The sequence below is a fragment of the Salirhabdus euzebyi genome (assembly GCF_014207435.1).
Classification (GTDB): domain Bacteria; phylum Bacillota; class Bacilli; order Bacillales; family Alkalibacillaceae; genus Salirhabdus; species Salirhabdus euzebyi.
The window spans coordinates 107,104-126,254 of record NZ_JACHGH010000009.1 but is presented as its reverse complement, the minus strand read 5'-3'; the positions used below and the strand labels follow the sequence as shown (position 1 = coordinate 126,254).

14 protein-coding genes are annotated in these 19,151 nt (G+C 35.5%); 7 read left to right on the top strand and 7 right to left on the bottom strand.

The window, feature by feature from the left end:
- Nucleotides 1-254: 254 nt before the first annotated feature.
- Both gnd and HNQ94_RS14645 read right to left on the bottom strand, forming a co-directional pair.
- A complete protein-coding gene (gene gnd / locus HNQ94_RS14650) occupies nt 255-1,664 on the bottom strand; it encodes an NADP-dependent phosphogluconate dehydrogenase (protein ID WP_174497028.1) in 1,410 nt (469 codons plus the stop codon).
- A gap of 144 nt (nt 1,665-1,808) precedes the next feature.
- Complete coding sequence (locus HNQ94_RS14645; RefSeq protein ID WP_174497029.1) at nt 1,809-2,096, bottom strand: hypothetical protein; 288 nt, start codon at nt 2,094-2,096, stop codon at nt 1,809-1,811.
- 360 nt (nt 2,097-2,456) lie between these two features.
- On the opposite strand from HNQ94_RS14645, the gene HNQ94_RS14640 reads away from it, so the two are divergent.
- The 7 genes from HNQ94_RS14640 to HNQ94_RS14610 all read left to right on the top strand — a co-directional run bounded on the left by HNQ94_RS14640 (nt 2,457) and on the right by HNQ94_RS14610 (nt 13,174).
- Nucleotides 2,457-3,449: a TAXI family TRAP transporter solute-binding subunit gene (locus HNQ94_RS14640; RefSeq protein WP_174497030.1), complete on the top strand. Its 993-nt coding sequence runs from the start codon at nt 2,457-2,459 to the stop codon at nt 3,447-3,449.
- 89 nt (nt 3,450-3,538) lie between these two features.
- A complete protein-coding gene (locus HNQ94_RS14635) occupies nt 3,539-5,548 on the top strand; it encodes a TRAP transporter permease (RefSeq protein ID WP_174497031.1) in 2,010 nt (669 codons plus the stop codon).
- 118 nt (nt 5,549-5,666) lie between these two features.
- The gene (gene pepT, locus HNQ94_RS14630) at nt 5,667-6,899 is read left to right on the top strand and encodes a peptidase T (RefSeq protein ID WP_174497032.1); all 1,233 of its coding nucleotides are present in this window, start codon (nt 5,667-5,669) and stop codon (nt 6,897-6,899) included.
- A 220-nt stretch (nt 6,900-7,119) separates the two neighbouring features.
- Nucleotides 7,120-10,389, top strand: a complete 3,270-nt coding sequence (locus HNQ94_RS14625; protein WP_174497033.1) for a DEAD/DEAH box helicase — start codon at nt 7,120-7,122, stop codon at nt 10,387-10,389.
- 27 nt (nt 10,390-10,416) lie between these two features.
- Nucleotides 10,417-10,776: a Lin0512 family protein gene (locus tag HNQ94_RS14620; RefSeq protein ID WP_174497034.1), complete on the top strand. Its 360-nt coding sequence runs from the start codon at nt 10,417-10,419 to the stop codon at nt 10,774-10,776.
- 127 nt (nt 10,777-10,903) lie between these two features.
- A complete protein-coding gene (locus HNQ94_RS14615; RefSeq protein ID WP_174497035.1) occupies nt 10,904-11,032 on the top strand; it encodes a DUF4023 domain-containing protein in 129 nt (42 codons plus the stop codon).
- A gap of 126 nt (nt 11,033-11,158) precedes the next feature.
- Nucleotides 11,159-13,174 carry an LTA synthase family protein gene (locus tag HNQ94_RS14610; protein WP_174497036.1) on the top strand — a complete coding sequence of 672 codons (2,016 nt, stop codon included), beginning with the start codon at nt 11,159-11,161 and terminating at the stop codon, nt 13,172-13,174.
- A 51-nt stretch (nt 13,175-13,225) separates the two neighbouring features.
- Here the strand turns inward: HNQ94_RS14610 and HNQ94_RS14605 are convergent, their stop codons facing one another.
- From HNQ94_RS14605 to HNQ94_RS14585, 5 genes are all read right to left on the bottom strand, one after another.
- Nucleotides 13,226-14,029 (bottom strand): AAC(3) family N-acetyltransferase, encoded by an 804-nt coding sequence (locus HNQ94_RS14605; RefSeq protein WP_174497037.1) that lies wholly within the window; start codon nt 14,027-14,029, stop codon nt 13,226-13,228.
- A 572-nt stretch (nt 14,030-14,601) separates the two neighbouring features.
- Nucleotides 14,602-15,078: a C40 family peptidase gene (locus HNQ94_RS14600; RefSeq protein WP_174497038.1), complete on the bottom strand. Its 477-nt coding sequence runs from the start codon at nt 15,076-15,078 to the stop codon at nt 14,602-14,604.
- 173 nt (nt 15,079-15,251) lie between these two features.
- Complete coding sequence (locus tag HNQ94_RS19755) at nt 15,252-16,928, bottom strand: DL-endopeptidase inhibitor IseA family protein (protein WP_174497039.1); 1,677 nt, start codon at nt 16,926-16,928, stop codon at nt 15,252-15,254.
- A 30-nt stretch (nt 16,929-16,958) separates the two neighbouring features.
- The gene (locus tag HNQ94_RS14590; protein ID WP_174497040.1) at nt 16,959-18,332 is read right to left on the bottom strand and encodes a sensor histidine kinase; all 1,374 of its coding nucleotides are present in this window, start codon (nt 18,330-18,332) and stop codon (nt 16,959-16,961) included.
- A 5-nt stretch (nt 18,333-18,337) separates the two neighbouring features.
- The gene (locus HNQ94_RS14585) at nt 18,338-19,033 is read right to left on the bottom strand and encodes a response regulator transcription factor (RefSeq protein ID WP_174497041.1); all 696 of its coding nucleotides are present in this window, start codon (nt 19,031-19,033) and stop codon (nt 18,338-18,340) included.
- Between the last annotated feature and the right edge of the window lie 118 nt (nt 19,034-19,151).

The following is a 19,151-nucleotide window of genomic DNA, read 5'->3' as shown; positions in this document are numbered from 1 at the left end:
ATCCAAAAGTCCACAATTTTATAATTTCCTAAGCAAGAACAAAAGCGCAAGCGCCTTGCTCACCCCCGACAGGCATAAGGCAAGACCTGCCGTGGAGGTTTTTGCCACAGAAGGGATTGACTTATGTCCCGAGGGGGTAGGTGCTGGAGCTAGACTTGGCTCCTCCGTGTAGCCAACTTATCCAAAAGTCCACAATTTTATAATTTCCTAAGCAATGAAAAAACGGGTCAGACAAAAATGTCTGACCCGATTTTTTAATACCACTTCGTATGGAATGTACCTTCTTTATCAACTCGTTGATACGTATGAGCACCGAAATAATCCCGTTGTGCTTGAATTAAGTTGGCAGGCAATGTTTCCGTACGATAGCTGTCGTAGTAAGCAAGAGCAGCAGAAAACGAAGGAACCGGAATACCATGCTGGACAGCAATAGATATTATTTTTCGAAGACCACTCTGGTAGGAGTCCACAATATTTGTAAAATAATCGTCCAATAATAGGTTATCAAGATTTGCGTTCCGATCATATGCATCCTTAATATTTTGTAAGAAAGCGGCACGGATAATACATCCGCCTCTCCAAAGCATCGCAATTGATCCAAAATCCAAATTCCAATCATACTCATCTGATGCTGCTTTTAACTGTGTAAAGCCTTGTGCATAGGAGCATATTTTACTCATAAATAACGCCTGTCTAACCGCTTCAATTAATTCTTCTTTACTTATGTTTATTTCAGGTTTTGTAGTTGGTCCACTAAGGAATTTACTTGCCTGGATTCTCTCTTCTTTTCTAGCTGAAATAAACCTCGCAAAAACTGATTCCGTTATAATTGGCAAGGAAACGCCTAAGTCTAGTGCACTTGTACTTGTCCACTTTCCAGTTCCTTTTTGTCCAGCAGTATCAAGTATGACATCAACGAGTGGCTTTCCAGTTTCTTCATCCTTCTTAGTGAAAATATCTGCTGTTATTTCTATTAAATAACTGTCCAGTTCTCCTTTGTTCCATTCGGCGAACACTTCATGTAATTCTTCCGCACTCAACTCTAAAGTGTGTTTTAAAAAGAAATAAGCTTCACTAATCAACTGCATATCGCCATATTCAATGCCGTTATGAACCATTTTTACATAGTGACCAGCACCATCTGGACCTATGTATGAACAGCAAGCTTCTCCGTTTACTTTTGCGGAAATATCTTTTAACATCCCTTCGACTTTATCAAAAGCATCCTTTTGTCCACCAGGCATAATAGAAGGTCCTTTTAAAGCTCCTTCTTCACCACCCGAAACACCTGCCCCAATAAAGTTGATGCCTCGTTCTGCAAGACGTTTATTTCTCATTCTTGTATCTTCAAAATGTGTATTACCGCCATCAATAATAATATCGTCCTTATCCAAATAAGGGAGTAAAGAATCAATGGCTTTATCTGTAATAGCACCTGCATTAACCATTAACATTATCTTTCTTGGCTTTTCTAGAGATGTGACAAACTCTTCTATGTTGCTTGTCCCAACTAAATTTTTCTCCTTATTTTCCTCTAGTATTTCGTTTATTTTTTCTGCCGAAATGTCATATACGGACACAGAATAACCTTTGCTCTCAAAATTAAGAGCAACACTCTTTCCCATGACTCCAACACCAACAACACCAATATGTTGTTTTGACATGCTGTATCAGTCCTTCCTATGTATTGTACTATTGTTTATTTTATACTATCCTTAAATATAAGTTAAGTAAGACTGTATATTCACGGTAACCATGTTTCATATATAAAAGGAAAGCCTACATATAGACTTTCCTTTTATAAACAATTATCGAATGGATAAATAGGTAGATAAAATTTCTTCGACTCTTTGCTGTTCCCCATTTTCAATCGAAATTTTGTAATGATCACCGTCTAATTCGGCTGAAATATTTGTTACTCCTTGTTTTTCCAAATAGTTTTTAATATCGTCTACATGTTCATTTTGGGTAACTAACGTCTTGTTCCCAACGTATTCATCATTTACATAAACATTATATTGATCATGAGCATTTTTTATCGGATCTTCCTCTTCATTTCGAGCTACAAGACCTTCCATACGATTAATATCTCCCATAAAAGTTAACACCTCCAAATTTATTTTTAGTATGGTTTTAATCCTTCTTTTTTATCACTTAAAAATCGTTTTTGAGAAAGGCTAACCTACGTTCTAAACTTGATTTACCTGTTATATATATAGGTAGAACATTTTACAATATTTTGTTAATCTATAATTATAAAAATCTATCAATAATTAATAAAATTTACACAATATTTCCACAATCTTGAATTATGTGTTAAAATATAGTCCTACTTAGTGTTCTTTACATATTTTTTCTAGTAATTGTTATAACTCTCAAAGATTTTAGTAGTTTACATAATTTCTAAAACCTTTGAGATGTATAAAAATTAAATATATTTAAGGGGGAAACATTTCATGAAAAAAATCATTACTTTAGCATTTATTTCCATGATCGCACTTGTACTTGCTGCATGTGGTGGCGGAGATGCAAAAATTGCAATCGGTCCTGCTGGTAGTGGTACACAAGCTGCAGCTTTATCAATCCTTGAGGGTGCAGGTTTTGAAGAAGGGGATTATGAAGCGTTTGAAGAAGGATTTGGAGATGCAAAAGACAAGCTTCAGGATGGAAACGTTGATGTTTCATTTGGCTTACTAGGATTACCTTCTGGTAGTGTAAACGACCTGGAAGCTGCTACTGGAGACGCTGCACTAGTTAGCCTAACTGATGAAGAGGTTGCTTATGTAGAGGAGAACCTTGGATACTTTGGTTATACAATTCCAGCTGGTTCTTATGATTTCCTAGAAGAGGATATTCAAACTGTAACTGCATATGCTATTCTTGTTGGTAGCACAGATACAATTGATAATGAGTTGGCTTATGAATTAGCGCGTGTTTCTTTAGAATACGCTGAAGAAAATACACATGCTCAATCCGCACATATGACATTGGAAAATGCACTTAGTGGTTTACCTGGTCTTCCTATCCACCCAGGCGCTAAGCAATACTATGAAGAGCAAGGTCTAACAGTTGATGCTGAAGTTGCAGAAGTAAGTGCAACAGCAGATAGCCGTAAAGACGAGTTCGTATTAGGAACTGGTAGCTCTGGTGGTACTTACTATCCATTAGGTGGAGAAATGGCTGGCCTTTGGAGCAAGTATATTGATGGCGTACAAGTTACATCAAAAGAAACTGGAGCTTCTGTAGAGAACTTAGCTAGTATTGGTAAAGGTGAACTAGACCTTGGTATGACAGTTCACGTTCCAGCTCTTAACGCTTTCAAAGGTGAAGGTGAATTTGAAGGTTCTAAAGTTGAAAACTTTGCTTTCATCGGTCACATTTACCCAGAAGTAATGCAAATCATTACTCGTGAAGAGTTTGGAATCAAAACATTAGCAGATCTTAAATAATCTTGGTGAAGTAAATAAAACATTTTACGGGGGCCAGACACAGTGTGTCCGGCTCCTTTTTTCCGATTTAAACGAAGGTGGTGAAGCGCATGACAAAAGATAAAAACAATGGTGTTGTTGATACTGATGCTACTGTTGATGAGGTGAAGGCCTCTGAGGAAGACCTTTTAGAAAAGTATGATAAAGAAAGTAGTTACCGCAAGAGCATTGGTAAATGGAAGTGGGTCGTCTCCTTCATTGGAATTTATTTAACACTGTTCCATTTATACACTGGGTACTTTGGAACTTTTCAATCCCAAATCCAAGGTGCTATTCATGTTGGTACTGCACTAGGTTTAATTTTCTTACTTTATCCAGCGAAAAAGGGATTACATAAAAATGGAATTCCTTGGTATGACGTAGTTTTGGCGTCTTCTTCGCTTTTCATTGGTTACTATAATATTACAATGATTGGTAGCAAACTGAATAATCGTATTATTTTTGACTTCCCAACTTTTGAGGTTGTCTTTTCTATTTTAGGTGTTCTACTTTTATTAGAGGCTACGAGAAGATGTGTTGGCTTACCAATTGTCATAGTAGCTATGGCGGCAATCTTATATGCACTATTTGGCAACCTTATCCCAACTTCCGTATTTTCTCATCCAGGATTCTCTATTAAAGATGTGTTTACTAACTTATGGTATGATACGCAGGGTGTTTTTGGTGTACCAGTTCAAGTATCATCTAAGTTCATATTCCTCTTCTTATTGTTTGGGGTACTTTTAGTCAATTCTGGTATTGGTAAATTCTTTAATGACTTAGCGTTTGCATTTACAGGACGCTTTACTGGTGGTACAGCAAAAGCAGCTGTTACAGCAAGTGCTTTACAAGGAATGGTATCAGGAAGCTCCATTGCGAACACGGTAGCTTCTGGATCGTTTACTATTCCAATGATGAAAAAGGCAAAATTTAAACCTGAATTTGCTGCAGCAGCTGAAGCTTCTGCATCAACAGGTGGACAATTAATGCCTCCCATTATGGGTGCAGCAGCTTTTATCATGATTGAATACACAGGGACAACTTATACAACCATTATGTTGGCTGCACTAATCCCAGCATTATTATATTTTTCTGGTATTTTTATTGGGGCCCACTTCGAAGCCAAAAAACTTGGGATATTCGGGCTTCCTAAAGAAGAACTACCTAGTAAAAGAGAATTATTAAAGACAAAAGGCTACATGCTTTTACCTCTAGTTGCTATTTTAGTAACACTATTTATCGGCTTCACTGCACAAAGAGCAGCTATCCTTGGTATTTTTGTAGCATTTCTTGTAAGTCTAGTTAGTAAAGAAACAAGAATGTCATTCAAAAAAGTTCTGTATGTATTAGAACAAGGGGCTAGAGTGGCGCTACCAGTTATTGCTGCGGTTGCGACTGCCGGAATTATTGTTGGTATCGTCGGTATGACTGGTTTAGGCGGAAAATTTGCAACCGGGATTATTGCTTTATCACAAGGCATTTTACCACTAGCGTTGTTCTTTACGATGATTGCATGTATTATACTCGGAATGGGACTACCAACAACTGCTAACTATGTTGTAACAGCAACCGTTGCCGCACCTGCTCTAATTAATGGATTTGGCTTAGAGGTGCTAGCCGTTCACTTGTTTGTGTTCTATTTCGGTATTATTGCCGATATTACCCCACCTGTTTGTTTAGCGGCCTATGCGGGCGCAGGGATTGCGAGAGCAAATCCATTTAAGACAGGACTTACGGCTGTAAAACTTGCTATAGCAGCCTTTATTATTCCATACATTTTTGTATTCAATCCAGTATTAGTTTTAGCTGGGGATAATGTTACATTCTTGAACGTGACCATAGCCATCATTACAGCTCTAATCGGTATGGTTGGTGTCAGCAGTGCAATGATTGGATATTTCTCTAGAAGAACTATTCTATGGGAAAGGTTAACCCTTTTCGTAGCAGGAATATTGTTAATCTATCCGGACCCATTGTACAGCGCTATTGGTCTTGGGCTAATCGGATTAGTTTGGTTTATCCAGTCTAGACGACCAAAGGATGGACCAAGTAAACCTGGCGGTGAACCAGCACTTGCCTAAAAAAGAGCACCTTCTTTTGAAGGTGCTCTTTTTACGGGATAATCACTACAGCAATTTTTGTCGAACTGTTCAATATGAATTATAATCAATCTAAAGAATAGAAAAGCAGGTGGATAAAATGCAAAACAAATTAATTAAACGATTAATGACTTATGCAAAAGTAGATACGCAATCAAATGCTAACAACGAAACATGCCCATCAACTCCTGGGCAATTAACTTTAGCACACATGTTAGTTGATGAACTGAAGGAAATTGGCATGACAGATGTAACAATCGATGAAAACAGCTATGTGATGGCAACGCTCCCTTCGAATTCGGAAAAAGACGTTCCTACTATTGGATTTTTAGCGCATGTTGATACGGCTACTGATTTTACCGGCAAAAATGTCAGACCACAAATTGTTGAAAAATATGATGGACAGGACATTACTTTAAATGAACGATTAAACATCGTGTTATCTCCTTCTGAATACCCTGAACTAGCCAATTATATAGGACATACGCTAATAACAACTGATGGGACAACGTTACTTGGTGCGGATAACAAAGCAGGAATTGCTGAAATTATGACGGCAATGGAATATTTAATCCAACATCCTGAACTGAAACATGGTAAAGTTCGAGTCGCCTTTACTCCTGATGAAGAAATCGGTAGAGGACCGCATAAATTTGATGTTGAGGCGTTTGACGCTAAGTTCGCTTACACAATTGACGGTGGACCATTAGGGGAATTACAATATGAAAGCTTTAATGCCGCTGCAGCAAAAGTAACTATTAAAGGTAATAATGTTCATCCAGGTACAGCAAAAGGAAAAATGGTCAACTCCGCTAAAATAGGAATGGAGTTACATAGCAAATTGCCTGTAGCGGAAGCACCTGAATATACAGAAGACTACGAAGGCTTTTACCATCTTATATCTTTTCATGGCGATGTGGAAAAAACAGAATTGAACTATATTATTAGAGACCATGATAAAAATAAATTTAACAATAAAAAAGATAAATTGGAAACAATTATTAAAAAATTGCGAGAAACCTATGGACAAGATAACATTTTATTTGAATTGAAAGATCAGTACTATAATATGGGCGAAAAAATAAAACCCGAAAAAGAAATTATCGAAGTAGCGAACGAGGCTATGGTAAATTTAGATATTAAACCGGACATAAAGCCTATTCGTGGGGGAACAGATGGTTCACAACTATCCTTTATGGGATTGCCAACACCAAATATTTTTACTGGTGGCGAAAACTTTCATGGGAAGTATGAATATATTTCTGTAGAAAATATGGAAAAAGCAACGAACGTAATTGTAGAAATTATTAAGTTAATGGAAAGTAAAAAATAACATCCTTTACGAAAAGAGCCACAATAATTAAGCGATGATGTTCAAGCTAACCTAATTTGAACGGCACCTCCAAATTTTTAAACGTTTCAAGATTTGGAGGTGCTTTTCTTTTGGTAATGCAAATGCACTGTGTTCATAGTTAAAAACTGATAAAATAGACGTATAAAATCTTTGTTCCAATAGAATGATAGTAACAAAAGATAAAAAGGACTGTAATGAGATGCTAAATCGCCAATCTATTAAAAACATGTTCCCTGATACCATATACAGGAGAGGACTTAGTTATTACAACCAAGCACGTGTACAGCAATTAACTCATAATGAGCACCAAAATGTTTGGAATGCAAAAGTCATGGGAACACATGTCTATGACGTAGAAGTAGAAATACTAGATAACGAGCTATCATACGTTTGTGACTGTCCTGCCCATGATCAATATGGCTTCTGCAAGCACTCTGTAGCTGTCCTTTTAGAAATGCTTGAAATGTTAGTAGAGGATGCTGATAAAGAACAGCTTGAAAGTCATTTAAGACAAATAGAACAACATGAAAACAAGTATCAGCAGGGTGAAGAATTATTATCCTCTTCGTTTACTTCTGAAATTATTAATTTGTTTTCGAACGAAATTTCTGTTCCGAAAAAAACAAATTCGACTGGCTCATCTTCACTTCTTGGAAAACCATTAAAAGTAGAATTCCATATTAAACATATGCCAAAGCCATGGGATACTTCTTTACTTTCCATTGAAATGAAAATTGGTATAGACAGAGTTTATGTTGTGAAAAAATTAAAGGAATTGCTTGATCATATTGAGCGTCAAGAAGAGTTATATTTTACACAAAAATTTGTTTATGACCCAAATATACATTTCTTTGAACAGGGTGATCTGGAAGTCATTCAACTTTTACTAAACATATATAAGAGTGAAAACTTTTATCACCAGCGAAACAGATGGTTAGCTACCTCATCTAATGATAAAGGTATGACAATCCCTCCATATTTTGCTGACCAATTACTCTCTTTCATACAATATAGAAATTGCTCCTTTGAATATGGGGATAATATGTATCCACAAATAGAATGGAAAGAACAGAAGCTACCATTTAACTTTGAACTAAAAGAAAATAAAGATCACTTTGTTCTTGATTTAGATAACTGGGGTAGTACATCCTATTTAGAAGAGTATGGCTATTTACTTTTGGAGCACCAAATATATAAACTAAATCCAGCACAGGCAGCGATAATAAAAGGCCTTGATCGTGTGATATGGGAAGATTCCAGTCAGTATTTACCTATACAACGGGAGCAACTTGATTCTTTCTTATCCTATGTACTACCCAAATTTAAAAAAGTTGGGGAAATAAAAATTCAAGATAAGATAGCTGAGGAAATTATAGAACCATCCCTTGATGGGAAACTGTATTTGTACATGGATGAGGGACGGTTACTGGCAAATTTAGAGTATCACTATGACGACATCATTATCTATCCATTTCATACCGATACAGTAGAGAATGTAGGGAACTCGAAAGTCTTAGTTCGGGATATCGAGCAAGAACAAGAAATCATGCACCTAATGGAGCATTCCTTCTTTAAATTTAATGGGGAACAGTTATATATAGAAGATGAAGAAGCCATGTTTGATTTTATGTACGAATTTTTACCTCGTTTTGATGAAAAATTAAATGTCTTCATGACAAATCAGGTTAGAAATTTATTATTAGAGGAATCCAAATATCCTTCTATTCAAGTGGAGCTGGATGCTAGGCAAAACTTTTTAGAAGTAAATTTTGATCTAGCCGACATAGATAATGAGGAAGTTAGTAATATATTAAGCTCTATTGTGGAGAAAAAACGATTTTATCGTTTACCTAATGGTGTCTTTGTTCCTTTAGAGGAGCAATCTTTCCACCATATCGGGCAAATGTTGACTGAATTACAACTAAAAACAGATGCCGTACAGGACGGAAGGGTAAAGTTACCGGCATTTCGAAGTCTACAGGTAGAAGAACTATTATCTATACAAGATAGAACGAAATATAACGAAGCCTTTCGAAAATTAATAGATGACATTAAACATCCTGAGCAACAGGAATATCCGTTACCTGAAAATTTACAAGCAGAAATGCGGAGTTACCAAAAGGTCGGATTTCAATGGTTGAAAGCTTTAAACCATTATCGTTTTGGAGGCATTTTAGCTGATGATATGGGGCTAGGTAAAACATTGCAAACAATTGCTTTGTTGTTATCTGATGTTGAAGCTAACAGTAGAACTAATCGTAATCCAGCTATCGTTATTTCACCAGCATCCCTAGTCTATAACTGGAAGAGTGAGTTTAGTAAATTTGCTCCTTCTTTATCCGTTCGAATCATTAGTGGTACAAAAATTGAACGGGAACAGCTTTTACAAGACATATCGGATGTTGACGTCATTATCACTTCCTATCCCTTAGTACGTCAAGATGTAAAATTATATTCATCACTAGAATTTTCGACTTGTATTTTGGATGAAGCCCAAGCAATAAAAAATGATACGACTAAGACAGCCAAAGCAGTAAAATCTATACGTGCCGGTAATCGCTTTGCACTAAGCGGAACACCAATTGAAAATTCACTTGATGAACTTTGGTCTTTATTTGATGCTATTCTGCCTGGTTATTTTCCAAACAAAAAAGGATTCAATAGCATCCCACAAGACCAAATTTCTCGCATGAGTCGTCCTTTTATATTAAGAAGATTAAAAAAGGACGTTTTAAAAGAGCTTCCTGATAAAATAGAAACCGTTCATACTTCCGAACTAACAAAAGAACAAAAACAACTTTATGTAGGCTATTTAGAAAAAATACAAAATGAAGCATCCGAAGCAATTGCAAGTGAAGGTTTCCAAAAAAGCCGTATAAAAATACTTGCTGGGTTAACTCGTTTACGTCAGTTATGCTGTCATCCATCGCTTTTTATTGAAAATTACGAAGGAGAATCCGGAAAACTTAATCAGCTTCTCGATATGATTGATTATGCCATTGCAAATAAACAAAGGATTCTTATCTTTTCACAATTTGCTAGCATGCTAAAAATTATCAATGAAAAACTAGCTTTAGAAGGATACCATTGTTTTTACTTAGATGGACAAACGCCATCTCAAAAAAGAGTAGAAATGGCTGAACGTTTTAATCAAGGTGAAAATGACATTTTTCTCATTTCTTTAAAAGCAGGAGGAACAGGACTGAACTTAACAGGTGCAGACACCGTTATCTTATATGACCTTTGGTGGAATCCAGCCGTAGAAGAACAGGCCGCTGGTAGGGCACATCGAATGGGACAGAAAAAAGTTGTACAAGTGTATCGCCTTATATCGGAAGGAACGATAGAAGAAAAAATCTATTCCCTACAGCAAAAGAAAAGGGAGCTTATTGAAAACATTATACAGCCAGGTGAAACAATGTTTTCAAGTCTTTCTGAAAACGAAATTATGGAGCTACTTAGTGTGTAGAGAATAGATGGAGAAAGGAGATTTTTTATGAAAAAACTTCTATTTATAGAAACAGGTATGGGTATTGATGTTCATGGGCAAAACGTTACAAAAGCAGCTGTAAGAGCTGTTCAAAATGCCATTCATTTTAATTCGATGCCCGGGATTAGAGAAATGTTGCCAGACAATGACTTACAAAACATGTGCGTAAATGTTAAGCTCGCAATGCCAGTAGACAAAGAAGAGCTTGATTATGAAACAGTAAAAAAAGAAATACCATATGGGACAGTGACCATCGACGTGATGGATGGTGGAATGGCTACTACGAGTGGAATCGTCCTAAAAGATAAAGAAGATAAAAACGATTTAATGTATATTGTTGTAGCTTCCGTTGAAGTTGGCTATTAGTTATTTTTAAAAATAGAGCGTGTGAAAATTCACATGCTCTATTTTTTACTTAACAACGACATACATAATATAGAATCCCTAGGGAACGTTAAGTGACAGATTAATTAGTACAAAGGAGGATTTTTTAATGGACAATACACATGATTTTGTAGAAAAGATTCATGATAAGCAGGCAAAGGATAAAGAAAATAAACAGAAACAAGGCAAAGGAAATCCAAGTGAAAAGCTACCATCTCATGCTCATCGCAAAGAGTAACAAGTCCGCCATGATATTCATCATGGCTTTTTTCTTTTGAGTACCTTAAGCTTATCCTATTACAAAACTACATATAGTAAATAATTCCATCTTATAATACAATAGGCTCATAGGGGGAATTATTCTATGTTAAAGCAGTTTAAAGAGATATATATACTCGTTTACTTTTTAGTTTCACTTTTATTTATGGAAGCGCTTTTTCGAGCCTTAACAGCAAAGAGTGTCTTTTCTGAAGGCTTGCTAATTTCTTTTATTTTTGCCACCTCTATTGCAATGACTTTTTACTTTCTATATTCTTTATTTCGTGGAAAAGGACGCTATTTAATCTCTATTATACTCCTCATTGTTGCTGGTCTCGTGTTCTCATCTCAGCTCATATATTTTAATTTTTTCAGAACGTTTTACACATTATATTCTGCAGGAAATGCCACGCAAGTTTTTGAATTTTGGAAAGATATATGGACTATTTTACTTCAGCAATTCTTTTGGATTATCTTATTTTTCTTACCTGCTAGTCTCTTTATCATTTTCGGAAAGAAAATATTATCCTTTACAAAGATAAGCCTATTTGCAAAAGGGATGATAGTTTCATTGATTATTCTAGTTCACCTTATTGGTATTGCAAGTGTACATATTAATGGTAAAGATCAGCATTCGCCTTACGATCTTTATTATAAAAGCAGCTTTCCTATCATGGCTGCAGAGAAACTAGGATTGTTTACCATGATGAGACTGGATCTACAAAGACTTCTTACTGGATGGTCACCTGTACTAGAAGCATCTAATCCTTATCTACCAACAACCAAACCAGTTGAAGTGGATGGAAATGACGGCGACGATACGGATGGCGATTCCGGTGAAAACCCAGATTCAGAGCCAGATCCGAAAGAACCTGAGGCAGAAGTAGTCGAATATAATACGATTAACATAGATTTTGATCAACTTATTGCAAATGAAGATGATGCTGTAATGGAAGATATGCATGAGTATTTTAAAAATGTTCCTCCAACAGCTAAAAATGAATACACCGGTAAATATGAAGGCTATAATCTAGTTTTTATTACCGCTGAAGGTTTTTCACCTTTTGCGGTTCATGAAGATGTTACACCAACCTTACATAAGTTAGTTCACGAAGGGTATTACTTCACCAATTTTTACACACCCCTTTGGGAAGTAAGTACAACAGATGGAGAGTATGTTGCAACACAGGGATTAATTCCAAAAAGCGGTGTTTGGAGCTTTGAAGAATCAGCAAATAATTACCTCCCATTTGTTATGGGAAATCAATTGAAAAAGCTAGGGTATAAAACAAATGCCTACCATAACCATTCCTATGCATATTATCGAAGAGACATATCCCACCCTAACATGGGATATGAATACAAGGGGATAGGAAATGGATTGAACGTTAAACAAATCTGGCCAGCATCCGATTTAGAAATGATGGAAGTCTCCATTCCAGAATATATTAATGAAGAACCGTTCCATGCTTATTACATGACTGTTAGTGGCCATATGCAATATTCTTTTGATGGGAATAACATGGCTAGAAAAAATCAAGAACACGTTCAGGATTTACCATACTCAGAGCAAGCCAAAGCATATATTGCAACTCAAGTAGAACTAGACAAAGCACTTGAGCATTTACTTGATAAACTAGAAGAGGCAGGAGTAGCGGACAAAACACTTATTGCATTAAGCACTGACCATTATCCATATGGATTAGAGGATGAAACAATTAATGAGCTTGCTGGTCATGAAGTGGAACACAATTTTGAACTTTATAAAAATCCATTCATTCTCTATACTAAAAACATGGAACCTTTGACGATTGATAAACCTAGTTCAAGTCTAGATATTATCCCAACCCTTTCTAATCTATTAGGATTAGAATACGATTCAAGACTGTTAATGGGTACTGACATCTTTTCAGATGCAGATCCATTAGTAGTATTTCATAACAAAAGCTTTATTACAGATAAAGGGAAGTACAATTCCATAACAAAGGAATTTACAGCCTTTCCTGGTCAAGTGGTTGACGATAACTATCTTGACTGGATGAATGCCATCGTTAATAGTAAATTTTATTACTCTACTAAGATTTTAGAAACCGATTATTATAGAAAAATATTAGAAGAATAAAAGGAAAGGCAGAACGGATTTTGTTCCGTTCTGCCTTTGTTAGTTCGTGTTCTAATAAAAATCTATTAACCAATTACGCGCAAAATCTATGAGGGGACGTTGTTTCATTAACTTACAAGATGCCTTCCCAACAGTACCTTCTATGACACTATAATTTTTTTCGAAATCTTTACCTAGATCCTCAAAGGGCTCATCATCATATACTATTTCTTCGTACATCTTCCAAACACGTTCATTGTTTTCTAACATGGCAGTTCCTTTTTTCACTTTAACCCTATTCGGGATAGCATGTTCGGCCAAATGTAAAGATGTATTACTATCGTGAGTAACTCCAAGTAATAGAATATGCCCATCAAGCTCATAAATTTTACCTAGAGGTGAGTTGATTCCAAAACCAGCTTCCAACGGTTGTTCAGATAAAATATATGGAGCGTACTTCCCCCAACCTACAAAGGAATAGATGGGATGTGAGCTACGCATAACATGAGGATATGCTCGAAACGTCTCTACAATTTTCCCCATTCCTCTTGTTGGTGTTACTCGTGGATCAAAAGCTGGCATCTCCTCCCTTATTATTGGCCACCATTCCTTTGGTACAGGAGGTTTTTGCCATCCAGATGGGTCTGAGTTATCTGCGGTTTGGCTTGGCATAATAATTGTCCCTTCCTTACCAACGGCATCTATTAATGCTTGTATAACAGCTACTGGACCTCCACAAACCCATCCAAAAGCACTAAGAGAGGAATGCACTATAACTATCATTCCTTTTTCTATCCCCAATTTCTCAAATTCTTCCTGCATACTTGTTCGCGTATTAGGTAATTTCAAATCTTTTGTAACATCTAATTCACTCATATGTCTCCCCATCCTTTTTACTTAGTAAAAATGCGGTGAAGTATATAAAAACTTTAATCATTAACACATACTTCTCTTTTTATTTATCCTATCATACACTCCTTTTATTATTTACACATTCATTAGAAAAACTTGGCTTGTCGCCAAGTCCTTATGGTGAAAGCTTATACTTTAATCCTTTAACAAAGTTAAACTTTCTTAAAGTATAAAAAGAACAGCTTTTCTATTTACTTAAAAAGCTGTTCTTTTGGGGAGTGTTATTAATAAGGTTGTTGTTCTTTTAGCTGTTTAGTTACTTTACGACAGTAACTTTAGTTGAAAAAATACACTGAACCTGTTAAGTGCTTAAATACCGCTTCTGTATAATACTTCGCTTTCCACCTCAGGTCTCCTCGTAGAAAATCCTGCTGAGTGGGCTTTAGACACGTGCTGTCCCGTGGGAGCTTAATTTAAAAAAAGAAACAAAATGATAACCATTGAAACGGTTGTAATTCCTATTCCGATAAGGACATAAACCATATAATGATAAATTTCTTTTAATAGTTTCAACTACTTACTCCTATTCTTATCCTTTATTGGACAATTCTTTTGGCACCTACATAGATGTTTTTCCAGTAGCTCATTTCCATTGATTGAACTCTCACACCCTTGGAAGTAGCTGAAATAAACTTTTTATTTCCTATATAGATTCCAACAAAAGAAACAGTCTTTCCATTCGTTTTATAAAAGACAAGATCTCCATATTTTAAGTTGTTTAGTTTTACACTTTTTCCGACTTTATATTGATCAGCAGAGGTTCTAGGAATCTTTACTTTTACACTCTTGGAAAATACATATTGCGTATACCCAGAAGCGTCAAAGCCCTTAGGTGACGTCCCGCCATATTTGAAAGGGACACCATTTATTTTTTTTGCATAGTTAACTACTACATCCCCTTTTGATACAGAACCTGCATTTGCCTCCATACTAAACAGACCGGAAAAACACACGATAATAACAGTAATAATCATAACCAAAAATGATTTTTTTCTAATAGATTGACTAACCATACAATTACCAACTTTCTATTAATTAGGTTTATTTCTATTTTATTGTAGCTAATCTTACTCTTTCAGAAGTTTCTTAAAGGTTAAAAATAGTTACAGAATCGTTAAAGAAGGGAGAAAAAAAGAAACCTCCTAAAATGAAGATTTCTTTCAACTCAATATGTCAACCATCATCTCTAAAAAGACCCTGGCTCAGATGATATTTTCCATCCGTTATTCGTTTTTTCAAATATGATTTGGACAATCTTGTAGGCTAAACTGTTTCCTAATGGTACGCGAATATAAAACTCTTTCTCTAAACCATTATCCTTACTATATTCTATTGTAGCTCTATCATAGTTAGACATCGAGCCAATATCAGCATTGGGATAAGCTAGCTTCCCCTTAGACTCTATCATATTTACTCGTTTCATAAAAGATTGAATAGAGTCACTAGTGTATAATTCACCCATATATTCGGAAAGTTCTTCATTCGTATCTAAGTCACTGCCCAAATAACGATAATCCATATTATTATAGGTAAATGTATCAATTATCCCGGTAGGCATTTTGCCACCACTCATCACATAATTGTATGTGAGAAAAGCTTCTCTTACAGAACTTAATACCATTTCTTCTTCTACACTCTTATAAGAGGACGTCTGGGTTCCAACCTTCATACTTGTAATCATTTTTTCAATGCTTTCCTGCTCATTTACAAGGTTGTGTTCTCCTCTATTAATGTAATAATTTAAATGGTCCGTTTCCTCGACTAATTCCAAGGATTTACCATCTGATGGAATTTCCTTGTAATCGACTTCAATAGAGAACAATAACTGTTTACTATTATCCTTACTATGAATAAAAGAAACAGTGTAGGAAAAGTCATTACGTATTTGTTCTTCTATTTCTAAATATGGAAGTAAATCACTTGGAATTTCTAGCATGACGTTCGCATTTTTTATATCATAAGGAATCATCGTGCGATTTTCAGCTAACACCTGTTCTTCTATCTTGATCTTTAGATCGGTAAACTCCTCATAAGATGGAATAGTTGTTTTTAATAATAAGCCTCTATTTATTGCCCAAAGAGCAAGTTCTGGCTCTCTCGCATTTAAGTATCCCTCTGCTAAGTAATACCAATAATAACTAGCATCAGGTATCTCCTCTATTCTCTTCTTATAATAATCAGACACCTTAGTAAAGTAGGATGGATAGTTTTCTACATCCTCTATAAAATCGGAGTTCCCCCATTTTAAAACTTGAACATCATACACATCGGCAAAATTTTTATTCCAAATAGCAAGTCGAGGGACTGGTTGTTCTTCCAAATATATAATTTCGATCTCTGAGTAGTTAACCTTACTAATTAAGTTTAATTCATTATTTTCCCATGAACTTACTTCTAACATATTCCCTGCTGAGACTCCTATTTGCCATCCCAATAATACCTCGTTTTTACCATCACCGGTCACATCAACAATATTCGCCCAGCTAATATCATAGCCTGAGCCTTTTTTTGAGTATACTTTTTGCCATTCATTATCCGTCTGCTTTTTCAAAATGAAATATCCCGCTTGGGCTGCATTACTTTTTGCGTGATAAATAACAACTAGTTCATCTATGTTATCCCCATCTATGTCACCAGCAACAACACCTGTAGCCCCTACTGGACCATTTGGTTGTGCTAATTCTGTACCATTTGGCAAGTATTTTTTTGCAAGCAATGTTTTATCTTCATCTACTTCAGTTGTTGCATGAACATACTTAGGTGCTTGAATTAACGTGCTCGGCTCAGGTAAAAGCCCACATCCAGTACTTATCATGGTTAAACTAATTAACAGATTAAAAATAAGGAAGTGTTTTTTCCTCACATTTTCAACCTACTCTCTTCTAAAAATATTTTATAAAGGTAACACAATTTCTACTAAAGTCCCCTTACTTGCTTCACTTGTTATTTTAAAAGTACCTTGATGTGCTTTTATTATTTCTTCGCAAATTGCTAACCCAAGCCCACTCCCAGATCCTGGTGTTTGTCCTTTGTAAAATTTCTCTTTCACAAATGGCAGATCCTTATCTGAAATTCCTATGCCTGTATCCTCTAATTGAATAATCGCATTATTTTCTTCTCTTTTAAGGCGACAGACAATTCTGCCTCCCATCGGTGTAAACTTCAATGCGTTATCGAATATATTTATAAATACTTGTTTTAAGCGATTCTTATCCAATTTACTATGTAGTATGCTTTCATCTAAATCAGCAATTATTTTTACATTTTGTCTCTTCGCTCTTGGTTCCATCTGAAAAATAACTTGTTTTATTAGCAAGTGTAAAACAACCGTGTCATATGTGAAGGATAATTTACCGCTAGTTAAACTAGACAAATCCAATAAATCATTAAGCATTTCGTTCAAACGATCACTTTCATTAGTGATAATTTCAAGTCCTTCTTTAAAAACTTCTTCATCAGTAAGCGTTTGTAAGGTGACTGCCCATCCTTTTACGGAAGTTAAGGGGGTTCTTAAATCATGGCTAATAGATGCTATGAATTCATTTTTTAGCTGTTCATGCCTTTCCACTTCCTTCGTCATAAAGTTTAGTGTGTCGGCCAGCTTTCCTATTTCATCTTCATTTACTTTTTCAATTCTAGTTTGAAAATTACCCGCTGCTATTCTTTCAGCCGCCCTAGTAATAGTGGTTATAGGTTTCGTAATCGAATTTGTTAAAAATAAACTTAGTGCTGCAGCTAAACAAATAACAATTCCTCCTACAATTAGGAGGAGAATAGAATTTTGAATTAATATATCGTTCGTTTGCTTCATACTCGTTGTTAACCTAATGACTCCGTAAGTTGTATTACCAGATTTTAAAGGGTAGGAAACAGACAGGAGTTTCTCATCCATTTTTTTACTAGTTAAAAAGCCATTTTTTCCATTTACCGCTAATTTCACGTCATTCAAAGAAAGAATATTTTTTTGATTACTAGAGTAGTTTTCCGCCAGTATATTCCCTTTTGTATCAATAAGTTGTACTTGTGCGTTTACGGTAAAATTATACTGAGATAGTAACTGTTCAGCTTTATTTTCTAATTCTCCTTCAATTAAATCCCGCTCATAAAAGGAAGAGAAAATAGCACCCTGATCCCTTAAAGTCTGTTTTACTCCACCTGTATAATAGACCATTAATGCAGAAATAATGACCGCTTCAAAAACGGCAACAGAGAATATAATTAACAATAAATAACTCCAAACAATTCTTCTCTTAATTCCTTTTTTCATGTTGCTCACTCTCCCTGAAAACAGTAACCATAACCCCAAACTGTCTTCAGAAAGGTAGGCTGTGATGGGTCATCTTCTATTTTTTCTCTTAGTCTACGAATGTGAACATCTACTGTTTTAGGATCACCAAAGTAGTTTAATCCCCAAATTTCATCTAGCAGCTCATCTCTCGTAATAGGTTCATTTACTTTTTCAAAAAAGAACTTCATTAAATAAAATTCTCTAGCTGTTAATTTGAGTAATTGCTTATTTTTAAATACCCGCTGCGTCTTCATTTGAAGTACAAAAGGACCTATATTTATTTCGTTACTTTTTGACATATCGGGTTCAGGATTAGTTCGTCTTAAAACGGACCGGATACGTGCCACCAATTCTAGAGGATTAAAAGGTTTAACAATATAGTCATCGGCTCCTAACTCTAGCCCCATAATTTTTTCCATATCTTGACCTTTAGCGGAGACTATAATAATGGGCAAATTAGGATAATCTACTCTAATCCTCGAACAAATTTCAAAACCGTCCATATCTGGCAGCATTAAATCCAGAACTACTAATGAAGGTGTATTTTCTTTAATAATCTGTAAAGCTTCTCTACCATCTCCCGCTTCAAGTACTTCAAAATTAGATCGTACCAAATTAAAAATTACGAGTTTACGTATCGGTTCCTCATCTTCTACTACTAATATTTTTCCTTCATCCATTTCCTTCAACCTCACGATTTAAAATTTCACATCTACTTTCAATATTACACATTCATACTATTTATGGAATAAAAAGTTAATCTTGACTGTTTCATCTAGTAGAAAGATTAAACCAAAA